The sequence below is a fragment of the Nocardioides daejeonensis genome, from assembly GCF_003194585.1.
GTDB lineage: Bacteria > Actinomycetota > Actinomycetes > Propionibacteriales > Nocardioidaceae > Nocardioides > Nocardioides daejeonensis.
In genome coordinates, this window is the sequence record NZ_QHKZ01000011.1 from 52,038 (window position 1) to 78,266 (window position 26,229).

At 70.3% G+C, this 26,229-nt stretch carries 24 protein-coding genes and 3 tRNA genes; 16 read left to right on the forward strand and 11 right to left on the reverse strand.

Annotation, left to right across the window (positions count from 1 at the left end; genetic code table 11):
* Nucleotides 1-9: 9 nt before the first annotated feature.
* Both DNK54_RS20285 and DNK54_RS20290 read right to left on the reverse strand, forming a co-directional pair.
* On the reverse strand, nucleotides 10-804 hold the full coding sequence (locus DNK54_RS20285; protein ID WP_110208839.1) for an ABC transporter permease: 795 nt from the start codon (nucleotides 802-804) through the stop codon (nucleotides 10-12).
* Nucleotides 801-1,808, reverse strand: a complete 1,008-nt coding sequence (locus DNK54_RS20290; RefSeq protein ID WP_110208840.1) for an ATP-binding cassette domain-containing protein — start codon at nucleotides 1,806-1,808, stop codon at nucleotides 801-803. The genes DNK54_RS20285 and DNK54_RS20290 overlap by 4 nt, the downstream gene beginning before the upstream one ends.
* A gap of 61 nt (nucleotides 1,809-1,869) precedes the next feature.
* Here DNK54_RS20290 and DNK54_RS20295 point away from each other — a divergent pair, with 61 nt between their 5' ends.
* The 12 genes from DNK54_RS20295 (at nucleotide 1,870) to DNK54_RS20350 (ending at nucleotide 15,960) form a co-directional block, all read left to right on the forward strand.
* Nucleotides 1,870-2,811: a helix-turn-helix transcriptional regulator gene (locus DNK54_RS20295; protein ID WP_110208841.1), complete on the forward strand. Its 942-nt coding sequence runs from the start codon at nucleotides 1,870-1,872 to the stop codon at nucleotides 2,809-2,811.
* Nucleotides 2,812-2,822: 11 nt separating this feature from the next.
* Entirely contained in the window at nucleotides 2,823-4,304 is a 1,482-nt protein-coding gene (locus tag DNK54_RS20300; RefSeq protein ID WP_204164728.1) for a SulP family inorganic anion transporter, read from the forward strand.
* Nucleotides 4,305-4,477: 173 nt separating this feature from the next.
* A complete protein-coding gene (locus DNK54_RS20305; RefSeq protein ID WP_110208843.1) occupies nucleotides 4,478-5,746 on the forward strand; it encodes a PucR family transcriptional regulator in 1,269 nt (422 codons plus the stop codon).
* Between the two features lie 37 nt (nucleotides 5,747-5,783).
* Complete coding sequence (locus DNK54_RS20310; RefSeq protein WP_110208844.1) at nucleotides 5,784-6,152, forward strand: sterol carrier family protein; 369 nt, start codon at nucleotides 5,784-5,786, stop codon at nucleotides 6,150-6,152.
* Nucleotides 6,153-6,163: 11 nt separating this feature from the next.
* Complete coding sequence (locus tag DNK54_RS20315; protein ID WP_204164729.1) at nucleotides 6,164-7,048, forward strand: NAD(P)-dependent oxidoreductase; 885 nt, start codon at nucleotides 6,164-6,166, stop codon at nucleotides 7,046-7,048.
* 148 nt (nucleotides 7,049-7,196) lie between these two features.
* Nucleotides 7,197-8,438 carry a pyridoxal phosphate-dependent aminotransferase gene (locus DNK54_RS20320; RefSeq protein WP_110208846.1) on the forward strand — a complete coding sequence of 414 codons (1,242 nt, stop codon included), beginning with the start codon at nucleotides 7,197-7,199 and terminating at the stop codon, nucleotides 8,436-8,438.
* Between the two features lie 122 nt (nucleotides 8,439-8,560).
* Nucleotides 8,561-9,922 carry a M20/M25/M40 family metallo-hydrolase gene (locus DNK54_RS20325; protein WP_110208847.1) on the forward strand — a complete coding sequence of 454 codons (1,362 nt, stop codon included), beginning with the start codon at nucleotides 8,561-8,563 and terminating at the stop codon, nucleotides 9,920-9,922.
* Nucleotides 9,923-10,055: 133 nt separating this feature from the next.
* On the forward strand, nucleotides 10,056-12,377 hold the full coding sequence (locus tag DNK54_RS20330; RefSeq protein ID WP_204164730.1) for a molybdopterin cofactor-binding domain-containing protein: 2,322 nt from the start codon (nucleotides 10,056-10,058) through the stop codon (nucleotides 12,375-12,377).
* An 18-nt stretch (nucleotides 12,378-12,395) separates the two neighbouring features.
* The gene (locus tag DNK54_RS20335; RefSeq protein ID WP_110208849.1) at nucleotides 12,396-12,890 is read left to right on the forward strand and encodes a (2Fe-2S)-binding protein; all 495 of its coding nucleotides are present in this window, start codon (nucleotides 12,396-12,398) and stop codon (nucleotides 12,888-12,890) included.
* 84 nt (nucleotides 12,891-12,974) lie between these two features.
* Nucleotides 12,975-14,495, forward strand: a complete 1,521-nt coding sequence (purF, locus tag DNK54_RS20340; protein WP_110208850.1) for an amidophosphoribosyltransferase — start codon at nucleotides 12,975-12,977, stop codon at nucleotides 14,493-14,495.
* A 40-nt stretch (nucleotides 14,496-14,535) separates the two neighbouring features.
* Nucleotides 14,536-15,609: a phosphoribosylformylglycinamidine cyclo-ligase gene (gene purM / locus DNK54_RS20345; protein ID WP_110208851.1), complete on the forward strand. Its 1,074-nt coding sequence runs from the start codon at nucleotides 14,536-14,538 to the stop codon at nucleotides 15,607-15,609.
* A gap of 168 nt (nucleotides 15,610-15,777) precedes the next feature.
* Nucleotides 15,778-15,960 (forward strand): DUF3073 domain-containing protein, encoded by a 183-nt coding sequence (locus DNK54_RS20350; RefSeq protein WP_110208852.1) that lies wholly within the window; start codon nucleotides 15,778-15,780, stop codon nucleotides 15,958-15,960.
* A gap of 160 nt (nucleotides 15,961-16,120) precedes the next feature.
* Here DNK54_RS20350 and DNK54_RS20355 read toward each other — a convergent pair whose 3' ends face one another.
* Nucleotides 16,121-17,194 carry a Glu/Leu/Phe/Val dehydrogenase dimerization domain-containing protein gene (locus DNK54_RS20355; protein ID WP_110208853.1) on the reverse strand — a complete coding sequence of 358 codons (1,074 nt, stop codon included), beginning with the start codon at nucleotides 17,192-17,194 and terminating at the stop codon, nucleotides 16,121-16,123.
* A gap of 373 nt (nucleotides 17,195-17,567) precedes the next feature.
* On the opposite strand from DNK54_RS20355, the gene DNK54_RS20360 reads away from it, so the two are divergent.
* On the forward strand, nucleotides 17,568-19,280 hold the full coding sequence (locus DNK54_RS20360) for a 2-isopropylmalate synthase (protein WP_110208854.1): 1,713 nt from the start codon (nucleotides 17,568-17,570) through the stop codon (nucleotides 19,278-19,280).
* Between the two features lie 85 nt (nucleotides 19,281-19,365).
* Nucleotides 19,366-19,560: a BldC family transcriptional regulator gene (locus DNK54_RS20365; protein ID WP_110208855.1), complete on the forward strand. Its 195-nt coding sequence runs from the start codon at nucleotides 19,366-19,368 to the stop codon at nucleotides 19,558-19,560.
* Between the two features lie 46 nt (nucleotides 19,561-19,606).
* Here DNK54_RS20365 and DNK54_RS20370 read toward each other — a convergent pair whose 3' ends face one another.
* From DNK54_RS20370 to DNK54_RS20380, 3 genes are all read right to left on the reverse strand, one after another.
* A complete protein-coding gene (locus DNK54_RS20370) occupies nucleotides 19,607-20,905 on the reverse strand; it encodes a hypothetical protein (protein ID WP_110208856.1) in 1,299 nt (432 codons plus the stop codon).
* Nucleotides 20,906-20,908: 3 nt separating this feature from the next.
* On the reverse strand, nucleotides 20,909-21,598 hold the full coding sequence (locus DNK54_RS20375; RefSeq protein WP_162602575.1) for a hypothetical protein: 690 nt from the start codon (nucleotides 21,596-21,598) through the stop codon (nucleotides 20,909-20,911).
* A 112-nt stretch (nucleotides 21,599-21,710) separates the two neighbouring features.
* Nucleotides 21,711-21,787: transfer RNA gene (locus tag DNK54_RS20380), tRNA-Phe, on the reverse strand.
* A 138-nt stretch (nucleotides 21,788-21,925) separates the two neighbouring features.
* Between DNK54_RS20380 and DNK54_RS20385 the strand changes: the two genes are divergently transcribed.
* Nucleotides 21,926-21,998 (forward strand) — tRNA-Glu (locus DNK54_RS20385).
* A 140-nt stretch (nucleotides 21,999-22,138) separates the two neighbouring features.
* Nucleotides 22,139-22,212, forward strand: a tRNA-Asp gene (locus DNK54_RS20390).
* Nucleotides 22,213-22,273: 61 nt separating this feature from the next.
* Here DNK54_RS20390 and DNK54_RS20395 read toward each other — a convergent pair.
* From DNK54_RS20395 to DNK54_RS20415, 5 genes are read right to left on the reverse strand one after another with little or no spacing between them, the layout of a single operon-like run.
* The gene (locus DNK54_RS20395; protein ID WP_110208858.1) at nucleotides 22,274-22,948 is read right to left on the reverse strand and encodes a TIGR03943 family putative permease subunit; all 675 of its coding nucleotides are present in this window, start codon (nucleotides 22,946-22,948) and stop codon (nucleotides 22,274-22,276) included.
* Nucleotides 22,945-23,913 carry a permease gene (locus DNK54_RS20400; RefSeq protein ID WP_110208859.1) on the reverse strand — a complete coding sequence of 323 codons (969 nt, stop codon included), beginning with the start codon at nucleotides 23,911-23,913 and terminating at the stop codon, nucleotides 22,945-22,947. Before DNK54_RS20400 ends, DNK54_RS20395 begins: the two co-directional genes overlap by 4 nt.
* Nucleotides 23,910-24,566 (reverse strand): lysozyme family protein, encoded by a 657-nt coding sequence (locus tag DNK54_RS20405; RefSeq protein WP_110208860.1) that lies wholly within the window; start codon nucleotides 24,564-24,566, stop codon nucleotides 23,910-23,912. The genes DNK54_RS20400 and DNK54_RS20405 overlap by 4 nt, the downstream gene beginning before the upstream one ends.
* Nucleotides 24,563-25,453 carry an anchored repeat-type ABC transporter permease subunit gene (locus tag DNK54_RS20410; RefSeq protein ID WP_110208861.1) on the reverse strand — a complete coding sequence of 297 codons (891 nt, stop codon included), beginning with the start codon at nucleotides 25,451-25,453 and terminating at the stop codon, nucleotides 24,563-24,565. Before DNK54_RS20410 ends, DNK54_RS20405 begins: the two co-directional genes overlap by 4 nt.
* Nucleotide 25,454: 1 nt before the next feature.
* Nucleotides 25,455-26,213 carry an anchored repeat-type ABC transporter ATP-binding subunit gene (locus DNK54_RS20415; RefSeq protein WP_110208892.1) on the reverse strand — a complete coding sequence of 253 codons (759 nt, stop codon included), beginning with the start codon at nucleotides 26,211-26,213 and terminating at the stop codon, nucleotides 25,455-25,457.
* Between the last annotated feature and the right edge of the window lie 16 nt (nucleotides 26,214-26,229).

The window sequence follows — 26,229 nt, forward strand, 5'->3', positions numbered from 1 at the left end:
CGCACCAGCTCACGCGCGCCGCATCCCGCGCACGCCGACCCAGACCCCGAAGGCGGCGACCAGGGCGCCACCGGCGAAGCCCGCGGCGATGACGTCGAGGTTCCACATGCCGGAGAAGAGCTCGCGCTGCGCGTCCACCACGTAGGTCAACGGGTTGAGGTCGGAGAGGAAGCGCAGCCAGCCGGGAGCGCCGTCCAGCGGCAGCAGGATGCCGGCGAGCAGCAGCACCGGGAAGATCAACGTCTGCTGCACGGTCCAGAAGAGCCACTCCTGCCCCTCGGCCACCAACGCCAGGGCGAACGACAGGGAGCCGACGCCGATGCTGAAGAGCGCCAGCATCGCCACGCCGACCAGCACGCCGCCCAGGTGCAGGTCGAAGCTGAACGGGGTGACTACGACCAGGATGATCGCGGTCTGCATCATCAGCGGCACGATCTCCTTGCAGGCCCGCCCGACCAGCAGGGAGGAGCGGCTCAGTGGGGAGACCAGCATCCGCTCGTGGGAGCCTGAGATCATCTCGTCGCTCAGGTTCGCGCCGGTGAACGAGGCGCCCATCAGACAGGTCATCGCCACGATGCCGGGCACGAACCACTGCAGTGCCGATCCGCCCGGGGTGCTCGGCAGCAACGGCGCGAAGAGTCCGAGGAAGACGAGCGGCTGCACCATGGCGAAGAGCACCGAGGCCGGCTCGCGCCACAACGGCTTGAGCTCGCGGGTCATCACGTTCCAGGTGTCGGCCAGGAACCCGCTGGGAGGTACGTCGGCGACCTGGGTGGTTGAGGCGGTTGCGGTCAGGGTGGTCATGCTGCTGCTCCTTCGGGGGTGGTCTGCTGGTTGGCCTCGCGGAGACTGCGGCCGGTGAGGTCGAGGAACACGTCGTCGAGCGTCGGACGGGTGATCTCGACCCCGGTGACGGTGAGCCCGCTGGTCTGCAGGTCGGCGATGAGTGCCGGTGCCTGCTCGTGGGCACCCGGCGCCCGCACCTCGACCGACGTCCCGGCGCGGTGGACACTCGCTCCCGGCAGGCCGGCCGCTCGCTCCGCGGCGTGGGTGGCACGCTGCTCGGAGTCGAAGCGGAGCTGCACCCGGTCGCCGAGGCGGTCCTTGAGCCTGGTGGCGCTGTCGTCGGCGATCATCCGGCCGTGGTCGATCACCACGACCCGCTCGGCGAGGGCGTCGGCCTCCTCGAGGTAGTGGGTGGTGAGCACGATTGTCGAGCCGGTCTGCTGATGCAGCCGCCGGACGAGCTCCTGCAGGTTGGCCCGGTTCTGTGGGTCGAGGCCGGTCGACGGCTCGTCCAGGAAGAGGACACGAGGCAGGTGCACCAGCCCCATCGCGATGTCGAGCCGGCGGCGCTGTCCACCGGAGAGCGAGGTGACCTTGCGGTCGGCTACCGCCTCCAGGTCGAGGTCGGCGATCAGCTCCGCCGCCCGGTCGCGGGCGTGCTGACGGGAGAGGCCGTGGGCACGGCCCTGACTGATCAGCTCGTCGCGACCGCGCTGCTGGTGCCCCGCGCCGTTGCCCTGGCCGACGTACCCGATCGCCCGGCGTACGGCGCGGGGGTCGGCGGCGACGTCGTGGCCGGCCACGGTCGCGGTGCCGGAGGTGGGGGTGAGCAGCGTGGTGAGCATGCGGAGGGTGGTCGACTTCCCGGCGCCGTTGGGGCCGAGGAAGGCGACCAGCTCGCCCTGGTCGATGGTCAGGTCGAGGCTGCGGACGGCTTCGACGATCTCCTTGCGGACGGTGAAGTGACGGGTCAGCCCGCGGGTCACGATCGCCGGTCCCTGGTCGATGTGGTGGGTGGTCATGGATCCAGTCCATCTGCCCTTGCGGTCACTTTCTGTCCTCAATCGAACCTAATCTGGGCCCATGGCGAACACGAGTGCGCGGATGCTGCGGCTGCTCTCCTTGCTGCAGACCCATCGCTACTGGCCGGGGTCGGAGCTGTCGCAGCGGTTGGAGGTGAGTCCGCGGACCCTGCGGCGCGACATCGACCGGCTCCGTGAGCTCGGCTACCCGGTCGATGCGGTCCGCGGCGTCGCGGGCGGCTATCAGCTGCAGGCCGGCGGTCAGCTGCCGCCGCTGTTGCTGGAGGACGAGGAGGCGGTCGCGATCGCCGTCGGGCTGCGTACCGCGGCAGCCAGCGCGGTCACCGGCCTGCACGACAGCTCGCTGGCCGCCCTGACCAAGGTGGTCTCGCTCATGCCGCCGCGGCTGCGCCGCCGGATCGACGCGCTGCAGTCCCAGACCCAGCCCGCGGCGCCCTGGGGACCGACCGTCGACGCCGACGCGCTGATCACCCTGGCCCAGGGCTGCCGCGACGACGAGACGCTGCGCTTCGGCTACACCGCCCGCGCCGGCGAGGAGACTCGTCGCCACGTCGAGCCGCACAAGCTGGTCAGCCTCGGCAGCCGGTGGTATCTCGTCGCCTACTGCCGCGACCGCAACGACTGGCGCAGCTTCCGGGTCGACCGGATCGCGAGCCCGACGCTGACCGGCGTCCGCTTCCGGCAGCGGGAGCTGCCCGCCGAAGACGCCCTCGCCTTCGTCCGGGCAGGCATCCGCTCCATCCCCACGACCTACGAGGTGCGCGTCCGGGTGGACGCCCCGGCAGAGCACGTCGCTGCCGTGGTCGGCCGCTGGGGTACGGCGACCGCCACCGACGCGGGCACGCTGCTGGAGATGAGGGTCGACGACCTCTTCTGGCCGCTCGCTGTCCTGGCCTCGCTCGACGCCGACGTCACCGTGGAGTCGCCTCCCGGGCTGAGGGACGCCGTACGGCGGGCGGGGGAGCGGTTCCGGCGGGCATAGAGTGACCCGCCGTGCCAGCAGCCGAACCCCTCAGTCCCTCCGTGCTCACCGTCCTCCGCTCGCCGCGCCTGCTGCGGATCGAGGTCGTGGCCGGACTGGTGGTGGCGTTGGCGCTGATCCCCGAGGCGCTCTCCTTCTCGGTGCTGGCCGGCGTGGACCCGCGGGTGGGACTCTTCACCAGCTTCACGATGGCTGTCGCGGCCGGGCTGCTCGGCGGCCGGCCGGCCATGGTCTCCGGCGCTGCGGGTGCCACGGCGTTGGTGATCGCGCCGCTGGTCGCCGACCACGGCATGGACTACCTGGTGGCGACCGTCCTGCTTGCCGGGCTCCTGCAGGTGCTGCTCGGCCTGCTCGGCCTGGGGCGGCTGATGCGCTTCATTCCGCGCTCGGTCATGGTGGGGTTCGTCAACTCGCTGTGCATCCTGATCTTCGCCGCGCAGGTGCCGCACCTCGTCGACCACGGGTGGACGGTCGCGGCCATCGGCGCGCTCGGCGTCGGCCTGATGGTGCTGGTGCCCCGGCTGACCCGCGTGGTCCCGGCGCCGCTGGTCACTGTGGTCGCCCTGACCGCGCTGGTGTGGGTGACCGGCTCCGGCGCTCCCCAGCTCTCCGGTGAGGGGGACCTCCCCGACGGCCTACCGCACCTGCTGCTTCCCGATGTTCCCGTCACCGGGGAGACGTTGCGGATCATCGCGCCGTACGCCCTGGGCATGGCGCTGGTCGGGCTCATGGAGTCGTTGATGACCGCCAAGCTCGTCGACGACCTCACGGACACCCGTTCCGACAAGACCCGCGAAGCGCTCGGGCAAGGCGGCGCCAACCTCGTCACCGGGCTCTTCGGCGGCATGGGCGGCTGCGCGATGATCGGCCAGACCATGGTCAACGTGAAGGAGGCAGGCGGGCGCAGCCGGGTCTCCTCGGTGCTGGCCGGAGTCTGGCTGCTCGCCCTCTGCGTCGGCCTCGGTGAGACGGTCGGCCGGATCCCCATGGCGGCGCTCGCCGCGGTGATGGCGGTCGTGGCGGTGACCACCTTCGACTGGCGCAGCATCACGCCGGCCACGCTCCGACGGATGCCGCGGGCCGAGACCGCCGTCATGGTCACCACCGTGGCCGCCGTCGTGGCTACTCGCAACCTCGCCATCGGCGTCATCGCAGGCGTCCTGGTGGCCATGATGCTCTTCGCGCGCCGGGTCGCCCACCTGGTCGGCGTACGTCGCGTGGTCCGGCCCGACCACGTCGTCTACCAGGTCACCGGTGAGCTCTTCTTCGCCTCCAGCAACGACCTCTACACCCAGTTCTCCTACGCGGCCGACCCGGAGCGGGTGGTCATCGACCTGTCCGCATCGCACGTCTGGGACGCCTCCACCGTCGCCGCGCTGGATGCGGTGGAGGCGAAGTACGCCCGCCTCGGCAAGCGGGTCGAGATCCGGGGGCTCAACCACGCAAGCGCCCAGATGCACGAGCGTCTCACCGGCCAGCTCGGCGTCGATTAGGGGCTGCTGCGGCTGGAGCGGCGCGTCGGGCGTGGAGGCGATCCTCAGGCGACCGGCGCTGCTACCCTGACGCGGCGCCGCCTGCTTGCCACCCGACCGAAGGAGGGGCCCCATGACCCGACTTCCGGTCCCGACCGCGCAGCGGCCGGTCGGTCCCGTTCCCGGGTGAGGCGATGAGCAGCGGCACGCCTCGGCCTGCGCACGGACCCATCACCGCGCCCGCGCCTCCGCCCTCGGAGGAGGACCGGCGGCGGGTCGCGGACTGGGTCGAGGAATGGCGCGAGCAGATGGCGGTCGAAGCGACCGAGGCGATCCTGGCCGCCGTCGAGGGATACCGCGGTCGCGGGCAGGAGGCCGATGTCGCGCGCCACTGCGCCCAGATCTTCGAGGTCTTCGCAACCACGATCCGCGAAGGCCGGGAGCCGGTGCTGGCCGACTTCCCGTGGACAGCGGGGCATGCGGCCAAACGGGTGGACAGCGGGGTCTCGCTGGCCGACTTCCTCAAGGCGTTCCGGGTCGGGCAGCTGGCGCTGTGGCGCAGCCTCGTCTACTACGCCCGCGAGGAGCAGCAGCCCCTCGAGGCGCTGCTCGGCTTCGTCGACCACGTGATGCTGACCGTCGAGGTCGGCAGCACCGCTGCCGCGACGTCGTACCTGGAGGAGCAGCAGTACCGGGTGGCTGATCGGGAGCGGCTACAGCGGGCTGTGGTCGAGGACCTGCTCAGCGGCCTGCCGCCTGCCACCGCCGGCCGTGAACGGGTGCTCCGGGAGGCGGACATCCATGCCGACGACACGTTCATCGTCGTGACGGCGACCGCCGCCGGAACGGGTGCCGACGACGAGCGCGTCGACGCGTTGGTGACGACGGCGCGCTCCGGGCTCGCACACGCAGGTCCCGGTCTCTTCGTGCCGCGCCACAACGAGCTCGTCGGGATCGTGACACTTCGCGGCCGCCCCGTCGCGGAGGCGATCGACGCGCTGAGGTCGGTGCGTGAGCGCATCGCCGGGCGTGGGCTGCCGCTGTCGATCGGCATCAGCACCTCTCACGTGGGGCTGGGCGCGGTCCGCGAGGCCTACAACGAGGCGGTGCTCGCCCGCGACAGCCTCGACCAGCGGGGTGGGGTGGTCTCGATCTCGAGCCTCTCCGCCCTCAACTACCTGGTCCGCCGCCCGGACGCCACTGCGCAGCGCCTCGTCCGGCCCGAGGTGCATGCCTTCTTCGCCGAGGACGCGGCCGCCGACGGCATCTACGCCGAGACCCTCCAGGCGTTCGCCGATCACCACCTCAACGCCCGGGAGGCGGCGCGAGCGATCCACGTGCACGTCAACACCGTCTACTACCGCCTCGAGCGGATCGCATCGCGCACCCACACCGACCTACGCAAGATCGACGAGCTCGTGGAGCTGCTCCTTGCCATCCGGGCTGCCGCTCAGGAGCAGTGAGCGCCCCCGCGCTCTGCCGCTGTGATCTGATGGCCGAGTGCCCCGCAGACTCATCCCCGCCCCCGCCGCGGAGGTACGCCGTGCCCTCGCCATCCGTGCGGAGGGCACGGCCGGACGGCCCGAGCTGAAGACGCTCACCAAGCACTATCTGGCATTGCTCCAGGAGCGTGCTCCCGGCGCCTCGGTCGAGGTCCGCGTGCCGCCGTACGCCGCGGTGCAGGTCATCGCAGGCGTCCGGCACACCCGGGGCACACCCCCGGCGGTCGTGGAGACCGACGCGGAGACCTGGCTCGCGCTGGCGGTGGGTGAGCTCACCTGGGCCAGCGCACTGGACTCCGGCCGGGTCCGGGCAAGTGGCGAGCGTACCGATCTGTCCCTCTACCTGCCTCTGGAAGGAGCGCGTTGATGTTGGTGGTGATGCCTGACCAGGCCCTGATCGATGAGGTGGGCCCGGTCGACGGAGTGGAGTTCCTGCTCGCCAGCGAGGTCGTGGACCGAGCCGACGAGGTCGAGGTCCTGGTCGCCGGCTATGTCACCAACACCTCGGTCGCCGACGACCTCGACCGCTTCCCGCGGCTGCGGCTGCTGCAACTCCAGTCGGCCGGCTACGACGGCATCCCTGCGCTTCTGCCGTCGGGCGTCCAGCTGGCCAACGCGGGCGGTGTCCATGACGACGCGACGGCGGAGATGGCGCTCGGACTCACCATCGCCGCGCTCCGTGGCATCCCGGAGTCGGTCCGTCAGCAGGGCACCTGGCGGCGCATGCCCGGCCGTCGCTCGTTGGCCGACTCGGAGGTGCTGATCTACGGCTACGGCTCGATCGGGCGTGCCATCGCCGAACGGATGCTCGCCTGCAAGGCGAGGGTCACGGCCGTCGCCAGCCGGGCGCGTACCGACGACCTCCTCGGCCGGGTGCACGGACCGGAGTCGCTCCCCGAGCTGCTGCCCCGTCAGCACGTGGTGGTCGTGGTCCTCCCGCTCACCGAGGAGACCCGTCACGTCGTCAACGCCGACCTGCTGGCCACGCTGAGCGACCAGGCCCTGGTGGTCAACGTCGGCCGCGGTCCGCTGCTCGACACCGACGCGGCGCTGGCCGAAGAGGGCAGGATCCGGTTCGCGCTCGACGTCACCGAGCCCGAGCCGCTGCCCGACGGTCATCCCCTGTGGGACATGTCGGGGGTGCTGATCACCCCGCATCTCGGCGGCGGCACCACCGCGATGCTGCCCCGGATGGCCGACCTGGTGCGCGCCAACCTCCGCGCCCTCGTCGCCGGCTCCCCGCTGCGCAACGTCGTCGCCTGACCCGGCGCTGTGGTCGGGCGCGAGTCCGGTGATCGGGCGGGAGTCCGGCGACTCGGGCGGGAGTCCGGCGGTCGAGCCTGTCGAGACCCCATGGCGGGCGCGAACAACCGAGGTGCGCTCCGGCGTACCGACCTGAGACGATGGGTGGGTGCGTGAGATCAAGCAGAGCAAGAAGCTGAAGAACGTCCGCTACGACGTCCGGGGACCGATCCTGGTAGAGGCTCAGCGCCTGGAGGCACAGGGCCACAAGATCCTCAAGCTCAACATCGGCAACCCCGCGCCCTTCGGCTTCGAGGCACCGCAGGCGATCGTCGCCGACATGGTGCACCACCTGCCTGACGCACAGGGCTACAGCGACTCCCGAGGGATCTTCTCCGCGCGCACCGCGGTCGCGCAGTACTACCAGTCTCGCGGCCTGACCGACGCCCACGTCGACGACATCTTCATCGGCAACGGCGTCTCCGAGCTCATCACGATGGTGCTGCAGGCGTTCGTCGACGACGGCAACGAGATCCTGGTGCCGGCTCCCGACTACCCCCTGTGGACCGGCGCGGTCTCGTTGACCGGCGGCACGCCGGTGCACTATCTGTGCGACGAGGAGAACGGCTGGGAGCCCGACCTCGCCGACATCGAGGCGAAGATCACCGAGAACACCCACGGCATCGTGGTGATCAACCCCAACAACCCGACCGGCGCGGTCTACAGCGAGGAGATCCTCCAGGGGATCGTCGACATCGCGCGCCGCCACGACCTGGTCATCTTCAGCGACGAGATCTACGAGAAGATCCTCTTCGACGGGGCGGTGCACCACCACACCGCGACGTACGCCGGCGACGACGTCCTCTGCCTGACCTTCAGCGGTCTCTCGAAGGCCTATCGCGTCTGTGGCTACCGCTCCGGATGGGTGCTGGTCTCGGGCCCGAAGCATCTCGCCAAGGACTTCCTCGAAGGCCTCACCCTGATGGCCAACATGCGTATGTGCGCCAACGTGCCTGCGCAGCACGCGATCCAGACGGCACTCGGCGGCTACCAGTCGGTCGAGGAGTTCATCGGCCCCGGCGGCCGGTTCTACGAGCAGGCGATGCTCGCACATCGCCTGCTCAACGAGATCCCGGGAGTGAGCGCGGTCCGGCCCCGCGGTGCGCTCTACGTCTTCGCCAAGCTCGACCCGGAGGTGTATCCGATCAAGGACGACCAGGAGTTCGTGATCGACCTGCTGCGGGCCAAGCACCTCCTCGTCACCCACGGCACCGGCTTCAACTGGCCCGACCCCGACCACTTCCGCCTGGTCTGTCTCCCCGACGTCACGATGCTCGAGGAGGCCATCGGCCGTATCGCCGACTTCCTCGCCGAGTACCGGGCTGCCGCCGGCACCGACGTCGCCTCCTGAGCCTCCCCCTCTCCTCCGGCCCGGCCCCCTGGATCGTCCCTAACAGATTCGTGGTCGATCGGCCTGACGACCACGAATCTGTTAGGGACGATCGGCTCTGGGCGGCGGGTTAGGGTTGCCGGGTGACTCAGATCGACGTACTTCGTGCCCGCCTTGCCGACCTCATGCCGGGCCTCCGGCGCGACTTGGAGGAGCTGGTCCGGATCGAGTCGGTGAGCGCCGACCCGGCGCGGGCCGGCGAGGTGCAGCGCAGTGCGGAGAAGACCCGGGACCTCTTCGTCGCCGAGGGCTTCGAGGCGGAGATCGTCAGCGCTCGCGAGGACGGCGGCGCGCCGGCGGTGATCGCGCACAAGGCGGGGCCTCAGGGCGCGCCGACGGTGCTGCTCTACGCCCACCACGACGTGCAGCCGGAGAACGACCACGCCGACTGGGACACCCCGCCGTGGGAGCCGACCGAGGTGGGCGACCGTCTGTATGGCCGTGGCGCCGCCGACGACAAGGCCGGCATCGTGACCCACCTCGCCGCGATCCGCGCGCTCGGCGACGGGTTGCCGGTCAACGTCACCCTCTTCATCGAGGGCGAGGAGGAGGTCGGCTCCGAGACGCTGCCCGCCCTGCTCGAGCAGTACGCCGACCGGCTCCGCGCCGATGTCATCGTCATCGCCGACTCCGGCAACTGGGACATCGGCGTCCCTGCGCTCACGACCAGCCTTCGCGGCCTGGTGCGACTGGACGTCGAGGTCCGCACACTGAGCCACGCTGTCCACTCCGGTATGTGGGGCGGCCTGGTCCCTGACGCGATCATGACCTTGAGCCGGCTCATCTCCTCCTGCTTCGACGACCGGGGCAACCTGGTGATCGACGGGCTCAAGAGCAGCCCCGCCGCCGACGTCGACTACCCCGAGGAGCGACTGCGCGCGGAGTCCGGCGCCGCACCCGGCGTCGAGTGGATCGGCAGCGGCCCGGTCGTCGAGCGACTCTGGACCCAGCCGGCGCTGAGCATCACGGGCTTCGACGCACCGAAGGTCGAGGGCGCCTCCAACACCCTCACGCCGACCGCCCGCGCGCGGTTCAGCCTGCGCACGGCCCCGGCCGACACCTCCGAGAACGCGCTTGCCGCGCTCCAGGCGCACCTTGAGAAGCACGCCCCGTGGGGCGCGAGCCTCACCATGACGGTGGTCGACACCGGTGAGGCGACGCAGATCAAGGCAGACGGGCCGGCGTACGACATCGCTCGTGACGCCTTCCGCCAGGCCTGGGACGGCACGGAGCCGGTCGACATGGGCGTCGGCGGATCGATCCCGTTCATTGCGGAGTTCCTGGAGGCGTTCCCCCAGGCCAGCGTGCTGGTGACGGGGGTCGAAGACCCGGACACCCGCGCGCACGGCGCCAACGAGGGACTGCACCTGGCGGAGTTCGACCGCGTCTGCCTGGCCGAGACGCTCCTCCTCGCCAACCTCGGAGACCTCGCGAACCGCGCATAGCCGACATCCTTTTGTCGGTCCTCACGAGGCCGGTTGGACGGGTCTACAAACTTGCGGCGACAGCCGAGAAGTGACGTAACCCACTGCTCGAGCGGTCCGTTGCGCCCCTGTGACGAGTCTTGAGCAGGAGCGCGTGACGGAGCCGGCCGCAGCCACCGGAGTGGGGCGCCGACGATTCCTCGGGTACGTCGTCGGTGGCGCCACGCTGGTCGTGGCCGCGGACCTGGGCCTGAGCCCGGCGCGGGCGGGGGCGCTGCCGGCGGCCCTGCCGACGATCCCGCAGCCGGCGGAGCTCTTCGACCTCAACGACTTCCTGACGCTGTGCGCGATGCCGACGGCGAACCTCATCGCGATCCAGTTGCACAAGGACGGCACGGCTTCGTTCGCGCTGCCGCGTGCCGAGGTCGGGCAGGGCATCACCACCTCGACGGCGATGATCATCGCCGAGGAGCTCGACCTGCCGGTGAACAAGGTGAAGGTCACACTCGCGCCTGCCCGCCCGGAGCTGATGTTCAACCAGCTGACCGGTGGCTCCAACACCACGATCTCCACCTTCACCCCGATCCGGGTCGCTGCGGCGATCGCCAAGAACGAGCTGCTGAAGGCGGCGTCGTTGCTGCTGGGCCAGCCGATCAACCTGCTTGTCTCGAAGCTCGGGGTGATCGAGGCGCCGGACGGGCGCTCGGTGACCTACGGCGAACTGGCCGAGAAGGCAGCCAGCCCGGTGACCAGGCCGGTCGACGTGACGCTCGCCGACTCCGGGTTCACGGTGATCGGCAAGCCCACCAACCGGGTCGACGCGCTTGCCGCGGTGACGGGCAAGAAGACCTTCACCACCGACCTCAAAGTCAAGGGCGCGCTGCCCACGATGGTGTGCCGGGCGCCCACGCTCAACGGCACGCCGGCGAAGGTCAACAACCTCACCAAGGTCCGGAGGATGAAGGGCGTCACCGACGTCGTCATGGTCGACTTCGGGGTCGCGGTGCGTGCCAAGACCTTCGGACAGTGCATCGACGCGATCCGGGCCCTCGACGTCACGTGGGCGGACGGTCCGGTGGCCGGCGAGTCGGACGCCGACGTCCTGGCGCGGCTACGTAAGTCCGAGATCCCGCTCAAGCTCCCCGACCTGCCTGACAACCCGTTGCTGAAGACGAAGTCGCTCGACCTCACCTTCTACTTCCGCAGCAACTCCGCGATGGACACCAACTCCGCCATCGCCGACGTACGCAAGGACTCCGCCACCGTGTGGTCGGGCCTGAAGTCCCCGGTCACCCTGCAGAGCGAGGTGGCCGGCTACCTGAAGCTGCCGGTCGGCAAGGTCAAGGTCAACGTGATGCAGTCCGGGGGCTCCTTCGGTCGCCGGCTCTTCTCCGACGGCGCCATGGAGGCGGTGAAGATCTCCCAGGCGATGGGCAAGCCGGTGAAGCTGATGTGGCACCGGGCCGACGACGCGCGTGCCGGGCGCACGCACCCCATGGCGACCAACCGCACCCAGGTGGCGATGCTCGGCAAGGAGGTGCTGGCGTTCACCCAGGCCCACACCAGTGTGGAGACCGACTTCCGGCACGGGCTCGGAGAGGCGATCACGGCCAACGTCGCCTCGCTGCCCACCGGGTTGGGCAACCTGGGCTTCTCCGAGACCGTCTTCCTGCTGACCCAGGAGATCCCCTACAACGTCGGGGTCGTCCTGCAGACGCTGGTGGAGACCGAGCAGCGCTTCAACACCGGCAGCATGCGCAACATCTTCTCGCCCGACATGCGCGTGGGCTCGGAGCTGATGATGGACCTGCTCGCCCAGGAGCTGGGGGAGGACCGCCTGGAGTTCCGGTTGCGCCGGATCCGCAACAAGATGGTGCGCGGCGTCCTGGAGAAGGTCGCCAGCGAGGGTGACTGGGGCCGCAAGCTCCCAGCCGGCGTCGCGCAGGGCGTCGCGATCCACAAGGAGTACAAGGGCGCGACTGCCTGCCTCATGGAGGTCGACACCCGGCCGACGACCGTCAAGCGCAAGGTCCGCGACGCCGTGACCGGTCCCCGCGTCACCCGCGCGACCTTCGCCGTCGACGTGGGCCTGCCGATCAACCCGACCGGCCTGAAGGCCCAGATGCTGGGTGGCATCAACGACGGCATCGCGTTGGCCTTCACCTCCAGCCTGCATCTGCGGAACGGGCACTTCCAAGAGGCCAGCTGGGACAACTACTTCTACACGCGGCAGTGGAACACCCCGCCTCGCGTCGATATCCACGTGATGCCGGCCAGCACCTCGGAGCCGGGTGGAGCCGGGGAGGCGGGGGTGGCGGCCAGCTTCGCCGCCGCCGCTTGTGGGTACGCCGCCGCGACCGGCAAGGTGCCGACGCACTTCCCGATCAACCACCACAAGCCGCTTGCGTTCAGGGAGAAGCCGCGCGTCCCACCTGTGCCGCCCTCGCCCACCAACGGCCTCAAGCACACCTACTGAGCAGCACGGAGCGACGACATGCCTCGCCAGAAGTTCATCCTCAACGGCAAGAAGGTCACCATCAAGGTGCCCGACGACGTCCGCCTGCTCTGGGTCCTGCGCGACCTGCTGGGGGTCACCGGCCCCAAGTACGGCTGCGGCATCAACGTCTGCAAGGCGTGCACCAGCCACATCAACGGCAAGGCCTTCAACCCGTGCGCGGTGCCGGTCGGCAAGCTGAAGCCGACCGATGAGATCACCACCATCGAAGGCCTTCCGAAGACGGTCAAGAAGAAGCAGCGGGGCAAGCACGGACTGCACCCGATGCAGGAGGCGTGGCTGGAGCGTGACGTCGCCCAGTGCGGCTACTGCCAGCCCGGCCAGATCATGGCGGCGGTCGCGGTGGTCAAGCGGGCCCGCAGGCAGGGTCGCAAGGTCACCGAGGCCGACTTCGAGGGTATCCGCAACATCTGCCGCTGCGGGACCTACACGCGGATCCGGGAGGCGATCGTCGAGGGGGAGAAGCGGATGTGAGGGCCGTCGGTCCGCGGGTGGACGGCGTTTGGCCACCAACGGACCGACGCCCGTAGACTGGTGCCCGTGCCTCAGCCCAGCAACATGCGCAAGGGTGGCGACGGACGCCTCACCACGTCTCTCGACCCTCAGGACCAGGGCCCCCAGGACGCCTGTGGCGTCTTCGGCGTGTGGGCGCCAGGTGAAGACGTCGCCAAGCTCACCTACTACGGCCTCTACGCCCTGCAGCACCGTGGGCAGGAGTCCGCGGGCATCGCGGTCAGCAACGGCCGACAGATCCTCGTCTACAAGGACATGGGCCTGGTCTCCCAGGTCTTCGACGAGTCCACGCTGGAGTCCCTCAAGGGGTTCCTCGCGATCGGCCACGCCCGCTACTCCACGACCGGGGCGAGCACCTGGCACAACGCCCAGCCGACCTTCCACCCGACGGAGCACGGCTCCCTCGCGCTGGCGCACAACGGCAACCTGACCAACACCGCGGAGCTGGCCCTTCAGGCCGCCGAGCTGGGTCGCGCCGGTGAGGTCGAGTCGACCAACGACACCAGCGTCGTGACCGCCCTGCTCGCTCATCACCCGGACTCCTCGGTCGAGGAGAAGGCGATGGAGCTCCTCCCGACCGTACGCGGCGCCTTCTCCTTCATCTGGATGGACGAGCAGACGCTGTACGCCGCCCGCGACCCCCAGGGCATCCGCCCGCTGGTGCTGGGCCGGCTGGAGCGCGGCTGGGTCGTGGCCTCGGAGACCGCGGCGCTCGACATCGTGGGCGCCTCCTTCATCCGCGAGGTCGAGCCGGGCGAGATGGTGATCATCGACGAGTCCGGCCTCCGCTCGCGGATCTTCGCCGAGCCGGCTCCCAAGCACTGCCTCTTCGAGTTCGTCTACCTTGCCCGGCCCGACACGTTGATCAGCGGCCAGCGCGTGCACAGCGTGCGGGTCGAGATCGGTCGCCGGTTGGCCAAGGCGTTCCCCGCCGACGCCGATCTGGTCATCCCCGTTCCGGAGTCGGGCACACCGGCCGCGATCGGCTACGCCGAGGCCTCGGGCATCCCCTACGGCACCGGGCTGGTGAAGAACTCCTACGTCGGCCGGACCTTCATCCAACCGTCCCAGACGATCCGCCAGCTCGGCATCCGGCTGAAGCTGAACCCGCTGCGCGACGTCATCGAGGGCAAGCGGCTCGTCGTGGTCGACGACTCCATCGTGCGTGGCAACACCCAGCGGGCCCTGGTGCGGATGCTGCGCGAGGCAGGCGCGCGGGAGGTGCACGTGCGGATCTCCTCGCCCCCGGTGAAGTGGCCGTGCTTCTACGGCATCGACTTCGCGACCCGCGCGGAGCTCATCGCCAACGGCCTCACCACAGACGAGATCCGCCGCTCGATCGACGCCGACTCGCTGGCCTACATCTCCCTGGAGGAGCTGGTCGAGGCCAGCTCGGTGCCGCACGACAACCTGTGCCGCGCCTGCTTCGACGGCGTCTACCCGGTGCCGCTGCCCGAGCCGACGCTGCTCGGCAAGAGCCTGTTGGAGTCGGCCCCGGTCGAGGCGGAGGGACTGGCCACGTCGCTCAGCGGCGCGGGCGCCACCGACGCGCTCGACCGTCCCTGACCCAAGCCCCCACCCCGCGCACCGCTTGCACAGGAGAGACATGAGCGAGAGCCAGCAGAACGCCTACGCCCAGGCCGGAGTCTCGATCGAGGCCGGTGACCGTGCCGTCGAGCTGATGAAGACCTGGATCGACAAGGCCCGGCGGCCGGAGATGGTCGGCAGCATCGGTGGCTTCGCCGGCCTCTTCGATGCCTCGGCGCTGAAGTCCTACGACCGCCCGCTGCTGGCCAGCTCCGCCGACGGCGTGGGCACCAAGGTCGCCATCGCCCAGGCGATGGACAAGCACGACACGATCGGCCACGACCTGGTCGGCATGCTCGTGGACGACCTGGTGGTGTGTGGCGCGGAGCCGCTCTTCCTCACCGACTACATCGCCACCGGCAAGGTGGTGCCCGAGCGCATCGCCGCGATCGTCAAGGGCATCGCCGAGGCGTGTGTGCTCGCCGGCTGCGCGCTGGTCGGCGGCGAGACCGCCGAGCACCCGGGCCTGCTCGAGCCCGACGAGTACGACGTCGCCGGCTCGACCACCGGTGTCGTGGAGGCTGCCGATCTCCTGGGCGCCGACCGCGTCCGCGCCGGTGACGTGGTCATCGCCATGGAGGCCAGCGGTCTGCACTCCAACGGCTACTCACTGGTGCGTCACGTGCTGCTGAACACGGCCGGCTGGAGCCTGGACCGCGAGGTCGCCGAGCTGGGCCGCACCCTGGGCGAGGAACTGCTCGAGCCGACCCGGATCTATGCGCTCGCCTGCCTGGCGCTGGCGCGCGAGACGGAGACGCATGCGATGTCGCACATCACCGGCGGTGGCCTGGCCGCCAACCTGGCGCGCGTGATGCCCGCAGGCCTCACCGCTCGGCTCGACCGGTCCACCTGGACCCCGCAGCCGATCTTCGACGTCGTCCGTCAGGTCGGCTCGGTGGCGCAGGCGGACCTGGAGATGACCCTCAACTGCGGTGTCGGGATGGTCTCGTTGACCGCGCCCGACGAGGCGGACCGAGCAGTCGAGGTGCTGGCCGGGCACGGGATCCGTGCCTGGGTCGCGGGTGCCGTCGCCGCCGGTGAGGCCGGTGCTCCGGGCCGCGTCGAGCTGGTCGGCCAGCACCCGGGCTGGTGACCCCCGGGGCGCCGGGAGACCGGCGGAACCCGCCGAAGGGATGGCCGGGTTCGCTCTTCAACCACGCCTCGGGTAGCGTTGGGCCCACGAGATACCAGACAAGAAGCCGAGGGTTTCGGGACCTCTGAGTCAACCGACCCCGGCCGAGCGCGCGAAGGGGTCGATCCTATGGGACGCGGCCGAGCCAAAGCCAAGCAGACCAAGGTTGCCCGGGACCTGAAGTACCGCACCCACGAGACGGACTTCTCTGCCCTGGCTCAGGAACTGCACGGGGCGAAGCAGGACAAGCAGCCGGACTCTGCGGAGGACGACTACGACGACTACGCGGGCTATCCCGACACGCGCGACTGATCGCCCAGCGCGGTCGAGACGACCGCCCCTGGGTTCTTGGTGATCGACGTGTCGGCGCTGTTGTCGAGCCTGTCGATCCGGTGATCGACAGGCTGATCCGGGGATCGAGCCTGTCGAGATCCGGCTCGACAAGCTCGACTCCCGGAAAGTGCCTGGGCTCTCAGGGGAGCCAGACCGAGCGCAGCCGACTGACGTCGCGGATCCGCCGCTCGGCGAGCCGGTCCGCGGCGACGGCGGGCGGCACCCCCTCGGCTCGGGCAGCCTCGAAGACGGCGCGTGTGGTCTCCAGAATGCCTTCCGCCCGCTGGCGCGCGCGTTCGAAGTCGAAGCCTTCGAGCTCGTCGGCGACCTGGATCAGGCCGCCGGCGTTGACGCAGTAGTCGGGCGCGTAGAGGATCCCGCGGTCGGCGAGGCTCTTCTCGATGCCCGGATGGGCGAGCTGGTTGTTGGCGGCCCCACAGACCACCTGGGCGCCCAAGTCGGCGACCACGTCGTCGGTCAGGGCGCCGCCGAGGGCGCACGGGGCGTAGACGTCCAGCGGCTGGGCGAGCAGGGCGGCCTCCGAGTCGACGATGGTCACCTGGGGAAGCTCGTCGCGCACCCGGTCGAGGGCGGGCTGCCACACGTCGGTGACGACGACCTCGGCGCCGTCGTTGACGAGGTGCTCGACGAGGTGTCGGCCAACCTTGCCGACGCCGACCACGCCGACGGTCCGGCCGTCGAGACTGGTGCTTCCCCACGCGGCCTCGGCGGAGGCGCGCATGCCCTGGAAGACGCCGAAGGCGGTGAGCACCGAGCTGTCGCCAGCGCCGCCGTGGGCCACGGTCCGGCCGGTGACGTGGTCGCACTCGCGCGCGATCAGATCCATGTCGGCGCTGAACGTGCCGACGTCGCAGGCGGTCTTGTAGCGCCCGCCGAGGGACTGGACGAACCGGCCGTAGGCGCGGAGCAGTGCCTCCGACTTCAAGGTGCGGGGGTCGCCGATGATCACCGCTTTGCCGCCGCCCAGATCCAGCCCGGCCAGCGCGGCCTTGTAGGTCATCCCGCGAGACAGGTTCAGCACGTCGTCCAGCGCTGACGCGGTGTCGGAGTAGGGATGGAAGCGGGTGCCACCCAGGGCCGGGCCGAGCGCGGTCGAGTGGATCGCGATGATTGCGCGCAGGCCGCTGGCCTCGTCGTGGCAGAAGAGGACCTGCTCGTGCTCGGAGTCGAAGACGTCAGCTGACCGGGTCATCGTGGGACCTTTCGTAGTTCGTGGCGTCGGGGGTGACCGGCGCCGTTCGGGCGTGCGCCGACGGGGTGATGCGGCTCACGACGTCAAGCCTAGTGTGCCCGCTGTCTGTGCGCCGACTCCCGGCAATGCCTGTCTACTTGTCTGAGGAGTTGTGTTAGCCTGCGATGGTGCTGACTGCTCAGGTGCTTCTCCTCGGTCGCCACGGTGGGGCCTAGCCGGACCGGCTCCCCTCCGTGGTGTTGAGCAGCGCGCCGGTTCCCAGAGCACCAGGAGAGAACGGAGCCGGCACATGTCCGCCCACCCCACGATCAACACGCCCGCAGGACCCGTCCCCGCGTCCGCCCCCCGCTGGAACCGCCAGCGGGGATCGCAGATGCCGTCCCAGCGGTACCGCGACGTCTACGCGCGCGTCGACGTACCGCACATCAGGAGAGAGTGGCCCGATCGACGCGTGACCGAGGCGCCGCTGTGGGTCCCCGTCGACCTGCGTGACGGCAACCAGGCTCTGCCGGAGCCGATGGACCCGGTCCGCAAACGTCGCTTCTTCGACCTGATGGTCGCCATGGGCTACAAGGAGATCGAGGTCGGCTATCCCTCCGCATCGCAGACCGACTTCGACTTCGTGCGGCTCATCGCCGAATCCACGATGGCCCCCGACGACGTCACGATCGTGGTCTTCACCCCGGCCCGTCGCGAACTGATCGAGCGCACCGTCGACGCGGTTCGGGGCATCGCCAACCCGGTCGTCATCCATCTGTACGCCGCCACGGCACCGATGTGGCGAGAGGTCGTGCTCCAGAAGGGCCGGGGCGAGCTGCTCGACCTGATTCTCGCCGGTGCGCGCGACGTGCTCGATCTCGCCGGGCACCTGCCGAACGTCCGTTTCGAGTTCTCGCCCGAGGTCTTCAACCTGACGGAGCCGGACTACGCCCTCGAGGTCTGCGATGCGGTCACGGAGCTCTGGGAGGCGACTCCGGAACGCCCGGTCATCCTCAACCTGCCGGCGACGGTCGAGGTTGCGACGCCGAACGTGTACGCCGACCAGATCGAGTACATGCACCGGCATCTGGCCCGTCGCGACGCCGTGGTTCTCTCCGTGCATCCCCACAATGACCGTGGTACCGGCATTGCCTGCGCCGAGTTGGCCCTGCTCGCCGGTGCGCAGCGCGTGGAGGGGTGCATCTTCGGGAACGGCGAGCGCACCGGGAACGTCGATATCGCCACTCTTGCCCTGAATCTGCACGCTCAGGGCGTTGACCCGATGATCGACTTCTCCGACATCGACGAGATCCGCCGCACCGTCGAATACTGCAACCGCATCGAGGTGCCGTCCCGGCATCCCTATGTCGGAGACCTGGTCCACACAGCGTTCAGCGGGACGCACCAGGACGCCATCAGGAAGGGCTTCGTCGAACACCGCCAGCGTGCGGCGGCCGCGGGCCGGCCGGAACGTGATGTCGAGTGGCGGGTTCCCTACCTGCCCATCGACCCAGCTGACATCGGGCGGGCCTACGACGCGGTCATCCGCGTCAACTCCCAGTCCGGAAAGGGAGGCATCGCCTATCTGCTGCAGACCGAGTACGGCATCGAGCTGCCGCGTCGTCTCCAGATCGACTTCGCTCGGCATGTGCAGAAGCACGCGGATGCGACGGGACTCGAGGTCGACGCCCCGCGGCTGCTGGAGCTGTTCGTCGCCCACTACCTGGCGTCCGGCGGCAGGGGCATCGAGTTGGTTCGAGTGGAGTCGGTCGACCACGGCGGCGCCAGTCGCGCGGATGTCAGCCTGCTGATCGACGGCGTCGAGCACAGTCGCGCCTACGAGGGCATCGGCCCCGTCGAGGCGGTGGTACGGCTGCTCGGCGAGCAGCGCATCCATGTCGAGATCCTGACGCTCCAGCAGTGCTCACTCGCCGCGGGGAGCCAGAGCGAAGCGTTGACTCTGATCGAGTATCGGGACGGATCGGGCGCGGCCTGGGCGGGAGGACGGGACCGGTCGGTCCTCACGGCGAGCGTACGTGCCGTCCTCGCGGCGGCACGCGCCTGTCGGCCCGAACCCGCGACGGTCCTCGGCGGGCCAGACGGTTAGGAGGAACGCCGCGGGGAAGGGGTGAGGGTTGTCGGGTGTGTCAGACTCGACAAATCTGGACATGTCCCCTGATGAAAGTGGATCCATGAGTACCCGCGACGGAGAAGTCGACAGTCTGCTGACTCCTGCCGAAGTGGCCGCGCTCTTTCGGGTGGATCCCAAGACAGTCACCCGTTGGGCCAAGGCCGGCAAGATCAGCTCCATCCGTACCCTCGGCGGTCACCGCCGCTTCCGCAGGGAGGAGATCATGACGCTGCTGCGCGAACACTCGGGGGATTGACCCCGCCGCGCGGTCCCAGGCGGCGTGCCGACCCACCGGCCGCGGCTCAGCCGGTGGTGTCGTCGAAGACCAGCACGTCGCCGTGGGTGCCGTAGCCGGCCACTCGGCCGCCGTACGGAGTGCCGTCGAAGGTGATCATCAACCACGAGCCGCCGTGGTCCACGAGCGTGGGCCACGGCAGGTTCGAGGGGTACGCCGCAGCCAACGTCCCCACTTCGCGCAGCCTCAGGTCGAAGACCGGGAAGCGCTGTCGCAGCTGCCGCGGATTGTCCGGCCCGTCGCTGGCCAGGACCCGCCACTCGGAGCCGATGCGCACGATCTGGGTGCCTTCGGTGGCTGTCCGCTCCCGCGCGTCGCCCAGTAGCTGCCAGGGGCCCATCCGGCCCTCCGCAACGGCTCGGGCGAGCACGGGGCGGAAGACGAAGAACTCGCTGGCGACGACGAAGGCGAGATGCCAGTGGCCGTCGATCCGCGTCAGGTGCGGATCCCAGGCGGCTACGCCGTCGGTCACGCTTCCGGCGAGGTCGAGCGGCAGGCTGCCGAGCACGTGCTCGCCGCTCAACAGGTCTGCGTCGCTCCGTGCCACCGTGATGCCGACGTCGTCATGGTCGAAGTCGCCCCAGGTGGAGGCGGCGACCAGCCAGGAGCCGCCGTCGCGCACCAGGTGTACGGCGTGGTCACCCCAGACGCGGCCCTCCCGCTCGAACCACAGGTCGGCGGTGTGCTCCAGCTCGTAGGTGCGCGGGTCGAACCGCCAGACGCCACAGTGTGCGGTGGCGAAGAACCCGGGCCCGGCATGCGTGGCGGTGAGGTAATAGCAGCCGTCCCGCGTCACCGGTTCGCCCTCCGCATGGGTGACCAGGTGCAGGTCGCGCAGCCCGAGCTGGCCGAACCTTCCTTCCGCCACGACCTCGGCGTCGGTGACGACCTCCACCGCCCGCGGGTCCAGCGACGTCTGGCCGTCGGGACCGGGGGTGTGCGCGAGGTCGACCTTCGCCTGCACGGTCCAGATGCCCTGCGCGCGGGTCAGCAGAGAGAGCTGCCGCCCGGTGAGCGTCATCGCCACCCGGTCGGTCGCTGCGTCGACGCGGCCCTGGCGGCGGCTCCGCAGCCGCGTGCGTGCCTTGTCGGCACCGATCAGATCAATGCCGGCGCGGCCTGTCGTGGCGTCGTACCAGGCCTCGGCGCGGAGGTCGGGCGTCTGGAGGGCGACCCGGGTCCGCGGCGCGTCGGCGACCACCTCGACCGCTCGGGAGGGGATCCGGTCGTCGCTGCCTCGGGGGAGGTCGCTGACCACCCGCACCGGGCGGGTGCGGTGGCGCAGGCGGAGCGGGCCAGGGAGCACAGGTCAGCCCTCCGGGGCGATCCGGTCCTCCGGTGAGTTGGGCAGGAACTGGGCGGCGATGACCGGCCAGGCGGCGTCGATGAGGGGGACGAGCGGGATCCGCCGCGCCTTCTGCACGTGGGGCTTCTCCAGCTCGCGCGCCACGAAGCGGAGGATGAAGCGACGCAGCTCGCCTTCCAGCCCGGCGGCCTTCTGGAGCAGCGCGGAGCGCAACGTCGAGGAGCGCACCTCCAGCCGTACCTCGGACTCGGTCGGGGGCACGATGTCCCAGATGATCGTGACCGGCTCCTCGAGACGGATCAGCACGGTCAGTGGGATGACCACGTCGGCCTCGAAGCGCATCGAGTCGACCCGCAGGTCGAGATCGAAGGTCACCGCGATCGGCACGAACACCTTGTAGCCGAACTGACCGTCCTCCAGGGCGTGGCCGTAGGAGGCGCTGAAGGTGCCGGTGGCCGTGGCCTTGGCGACCTTGCGGCCGGGACCCGCTCCGATCGGCCCGAGTGCGAAGGTCTCGCCGAGCACCCGGTCGATCGACTCGGTGACCCGCTGCTTGTGCAGGATCAGGCGCACGAAGTCGTGACCGAACCGGTGGTAGTCGAGTGCTGCCGTCGGCGTCGGGGACACCGGAACCGGCGAGGCCGGATCCATGTCGTCGAGCACGGTGGGTGACTCCTGCTGCGTGTTCATCACGGGGTCAACGATGCCGCTTGCCTGCAAGTGACGCGGGTCCGGGCCTGGCTTAGGCGCGCTGCCGTGCGATGCAGCGAGGCCGTGGATCCAAGGGATCCACGGCCTCGTGAGGTGGTGGCCAGGGGCGGGGTCGAACCGCCGACCTACCGATTTTCAGTCGGTCGCTCGTACCAACTGAGCTACCTGGCCAAGCCGCGCTGAACGATACAGGAGTGTGCCGGTGATGTGAAAACCTGGGCCGGCCGGGGAGGCGGAGCCTGAGCTTTGGCAGGGAAGGGTGGCTGCCCCTATGCTTTCGCAGAGCACGACCGTACGCCGGCCGTGCGGGCCCCCATCGTCTAGTGGCCTAGGACGTCGCCCTTTCACGGCGGTAGCACGGGTTCGAATCCCGTTGGGGGTGCCGACAGAGAGGCCCTCGACCCTGCCCGGGTCAGGGCCTCTCGGCATCTTCGGGAGGGCTCCCAGGTCGATCGGATCCGCGGATTTGTGGATACCCGGGGGGCATGGGTTAGAGTTCCACTCGCCTCAGTACGAGGCAATGGCCCCGTAGCGCAGTTGGTTAGCGCGCCGCCCTGTCACGGCGGAGGCCGCGGGTTCGAGTCCCGTCGGGGTCGCAGAGAGAAAGCGCTCCGGATCGCCAGATCCGGAGCGCTTTCTGCTTTGCAGACGACGGTCTCAGCTGTAGGGGTTCCGCGGCGCGTCGATCTCGGCTACGCGCGTGACCTCGAGGGTTGGGGGGACGGAGGCGCTCGTGCCGCTGCCCGCGTCCCAGACTCCCTCGACGCGTACCCACTGGTCGCGCGGCGGAGCCTCGGCCCCGGTTGCCCTGACCCGCACCACAGCGACGTCGGCGGCACAGCAGAAGAGCACCAGCGCCGTGACGTACCAGTCGCCCGCCTTGTCACTGCTCACGAAGCCCTCCAGCCGCACGACCTGGTCCTTGAGGCCCATCACATCGTCGGACTGTGCGACCCCCCAGGTGAACTCCTCCAACGAGAGGACCAGCGGACGGCCACCCTCGGCTACTGGGATCCGGGCAGGCGCCGGCGGTGGCGTGGTGACCTGCTCGGCGCGCCGCTCGGCGATGTAGGCCCCCAGGGGAGGGGGTGCCACGCTGAACACGATCACCAGGGGCAGGAGGATGAGCCAGCTGGAGCGCGGCACCCGGCTCCGGGCGTCCTCGCGCGCCAACATCGGTCTGAGCGCCATCAGCGCCAGGAGAGCGCCAGTGGCCAGGAGCGGCCAGCGCATCCACGGTTGCACGAAGCGCAGGTACTCGCCGGTCAGCGAGATCCGGACCAGAAGCGCGGCCAGCGCGGCGACCACCAGGCCCTGCGTCGGAGAGGTCACAGCAGCACCCTCCCGACGAGCGCCGCGGAGGCCACAGCGACCACCAAGACCACGGGCACGAACTGCCGGGCGAACCGGTACCCGAACTGGCCCGACTCCATGGCCGCCAGCTTGATGTCCATGGCCGGCCCGACGACCAGGAACGTCAGCTTCGCCGTGTCGGAGAACGCGGTCAGGCTGGCTGCCACGAAGGCGTCGGACTCGGAGCAGAGGGCGGCGACGAAGGCGAACAGAGCGAGCGCCAGCACTCCGAGGAGCGCCTGCCCCGCCAGGCTGTCGACCCACGCGCGAGGCACGAACGTGTTCACCGCGGCAGCTGCCATCGCGCCGACGACGAGGAAGCCGCCGGCGTGCAGGAAGTCGTGCAGGGCAACTGCGACGAGTCCGCCACCATGACGGTGTGCGTCGGGCCGGCGCGCCATGCCCAGGGCGTCGCCCCGAGCCACACACCACCAGCCCACCGCGATCGCCGTCGTCAGTGAGGCGACGACGCGGGCGACGACCATCAGGTGGTCGTTCGGGAACGCTACGGCCGTGGAGACGATCACGGCCGGGTTGACCGCCGGCGCGGCGAGCAGGAAGGTCAGAGCCGCAGCAGGGGCCACTCCGCGACGCATCAGGCCCTCACTGACCGGCACCGCCGCGCACTCGCATCCCGGCAGCCCGAATCCGGCGATCCCTGCTACCGGCACGGCCAGGGTTGGGTTGCGCGGCAGCACTCGGCGAAGCAGGCGCTCGGAGAGGAACCGCGAGATCACCGCCGACAGCAGGACACCGCCGAGGAGGAACGGCGTAGCCTGCACGACCAGCGCGACGAACATCGTGCACCAGGCGCGCAGCGACTCGTTGTCGGTCAGGGGCTGGATCCAGCGCTGGCCGAGGATCGTGCCGAGCAGGGCCAGGGCCACGACGCTGGTCTGGTTCACGAGGGGACGACGCGGCGCCGCGGCGGGCCCGCTGCTCATGAGCCGGCTGCCGCGGCATAACGATCGGCGGCCGCGCGGACCCGGGCGGTGTAGTCGAGCCCGGCGTTGTGCGCAGCCACGCCCGTGCTCCATCCGTCTGCCTGGGTGAGGTCGCCGCCCGCCGCGCACAGGTGCAGTGCCACGGTGAGGGCGGCGTCCTCCAGGTCCTGAGGGTCCGGTACGCCGTCGCCGCTGCCATCCGTCGCCAGCGCCGCCCAGACCTCGCGCTCGATCCGCATCGGGCCCGAGGCGTCGCGCTCGCCGCCGTGCTCGGAGTCGAGCAGGCCGATGGCGGCCAGGGTGTTCCACCCGAGACCGCAACCCGGGTGCGCGGCCTCGGCGGCGATCGCGGCGCCTGCGTACGCAGCCAGTGCGGGCTCGGCGATCTCCGCGGCCGTCGCCGTCCGCGCGAGCCAGGCGGGGTCGACCAGGTCGCCGACCGATCCACTCGGCGGCAGTGCGCCGGTCGGGCGGGCCGGCGTTGCTAGGGCCTGCGCGCTGCTGGACGGCATGCGGGCCGGAAGGGAGGCATCGCTCAGCCGGAGGGTGACGGCCACCGTGACCGCGATGGTGCCGAGCAGGAGCAGGCCGAGGGCTGCGACAGGTGCCAGCCATGGCTGACGCGGGCCGCGCCCGGAAGCAGACTCACTCACGCACTCACCTCCACGATCCCTGGCGAGACGCGCCGACGTCGTTCAAGCGCTCGGCCGAGGAGCCCTTGGTGGGGAGAGCCGAACCAGGCGGCGAGGAAGACCGCCGTGAGGGTGAGCACGATCGTGCCGCCCGTCGGCAGGTCCCACGACCAGGAGACGTAGACCCCCACCAGGGCGGAGAGCCCGCCGATGACCGGTGCCAGCGCCATCATCACGCCCAGGCGGTCGGTGAGCAGCCGCGCGGTTGCTGCCGGCGTGATGAGCAGGGCGAGCACCAGGATGTTGCCGATCGTCTGCACCGAGATCACCACCGCGAGCGTGATGAGCACGTAGAGCACGAGATCGAGCCAGAAGACCGGCACCCCGAGGGCCCGGGCCGACTCCCGGTCCAGGCTGATGGTGACGAACTCCTTGTGCAGCGCGAACATCACCGCCAGCACCACCAGACCGGTGATGCCCACGACGTACAGGTCGGAGGTGGGGATCCCGGCGATCGAGCCGAAGAGGAACTGCTGCAGGGAGCCGGCGTAGCCCGGTGCCTGGGAGATGACCACGATGCCCAGGGCGAAGGAGGCGGCGAAGAAGACCCCGATCACGGAGTCCTCCTTGAGGCGCCTGTTCTGGGAGAACAACGCGACCAGGATCGCGGTGAGGACGCCGGCGACCGTGCCGCCGAGCACGAGGTTGCCGGAGACGACGAAGGCGACGGCCAGGCCGGGGAAGACCGCGTGCGCGACGGCGTCGCCGATGAAGGCCATCCCGCGCAGCACCACGTAGCAGCCGACCACCCCGCAGACCAGCGAGGACATGACGGCGACCGCCAGTGCCTTGGGCAGGAAGGCGAGGTCGGGGTTGAACAGGTCGGTGACGAAGTCGATCGGGTTCATGTCAGGCGGCCTTCAGGATGCGCAGCAGGGCGGAGTCGGGGCCGACGCCGAAGGCGTCCATCCACACGTCGAGGTCGTCGGCCAGTTGGAGGGGCGTGCCGGCGGCCACGACGGTGCGGTTGAGCAGCGCGATCCGGTCGCAGCCGTCGAGGGCGGCCAGGATGTCGTGGGTGGTCATCAGCACTGCCCGACCTTCGTGCGCCAGATCGGCGAAGAGACCGGAGAGCAGCTCCTGGGTGGGCATGTCGAGTCCGGTGAACGGCTCGTCGAGCAGCAGCACCGTGGGGCGCAGCGCGAGCGCCCGCGCCACCAGCACCCGCTGGCGCTGACCGCCGGAGAGCTGGCCGACCGGTCGTTCGGCCAGCTCGCTCATCCGGACCCGTTCCAGCGCGTCGGCCACCGCCTCCCAGTCCGCCACCCTCGCGCGCCGGAAGAGGCCGAGCCGACCGGTCAGCCCGGTCATCACGGTGCCCGCGACGGAGGTGGGGAAGTCCCAGGCGAACTCGTGGCGCTGGGGCACGTAGCCGACCGGGACCCGGCCCGGACGAGCCGGACGTCCCTCGACCTCGACCCGCCCGGAGGCAGGGCGCAGCAGGCCCAGCGCGGTGCGCAGCAGGGTGGTCTTGCCGGCACCGTTGGGGCCGATGAGCCCGACCAGCTCGCCGCTCTCCACGCTGAGGCTGGCACCGGTGAGCACCGGTCGGCCGCCGAGGTCGACGTGGACGCCCTCGACCCGCAGGGCCGGCGTACGTCGTGCCACGGAGGACCGGCGGTCG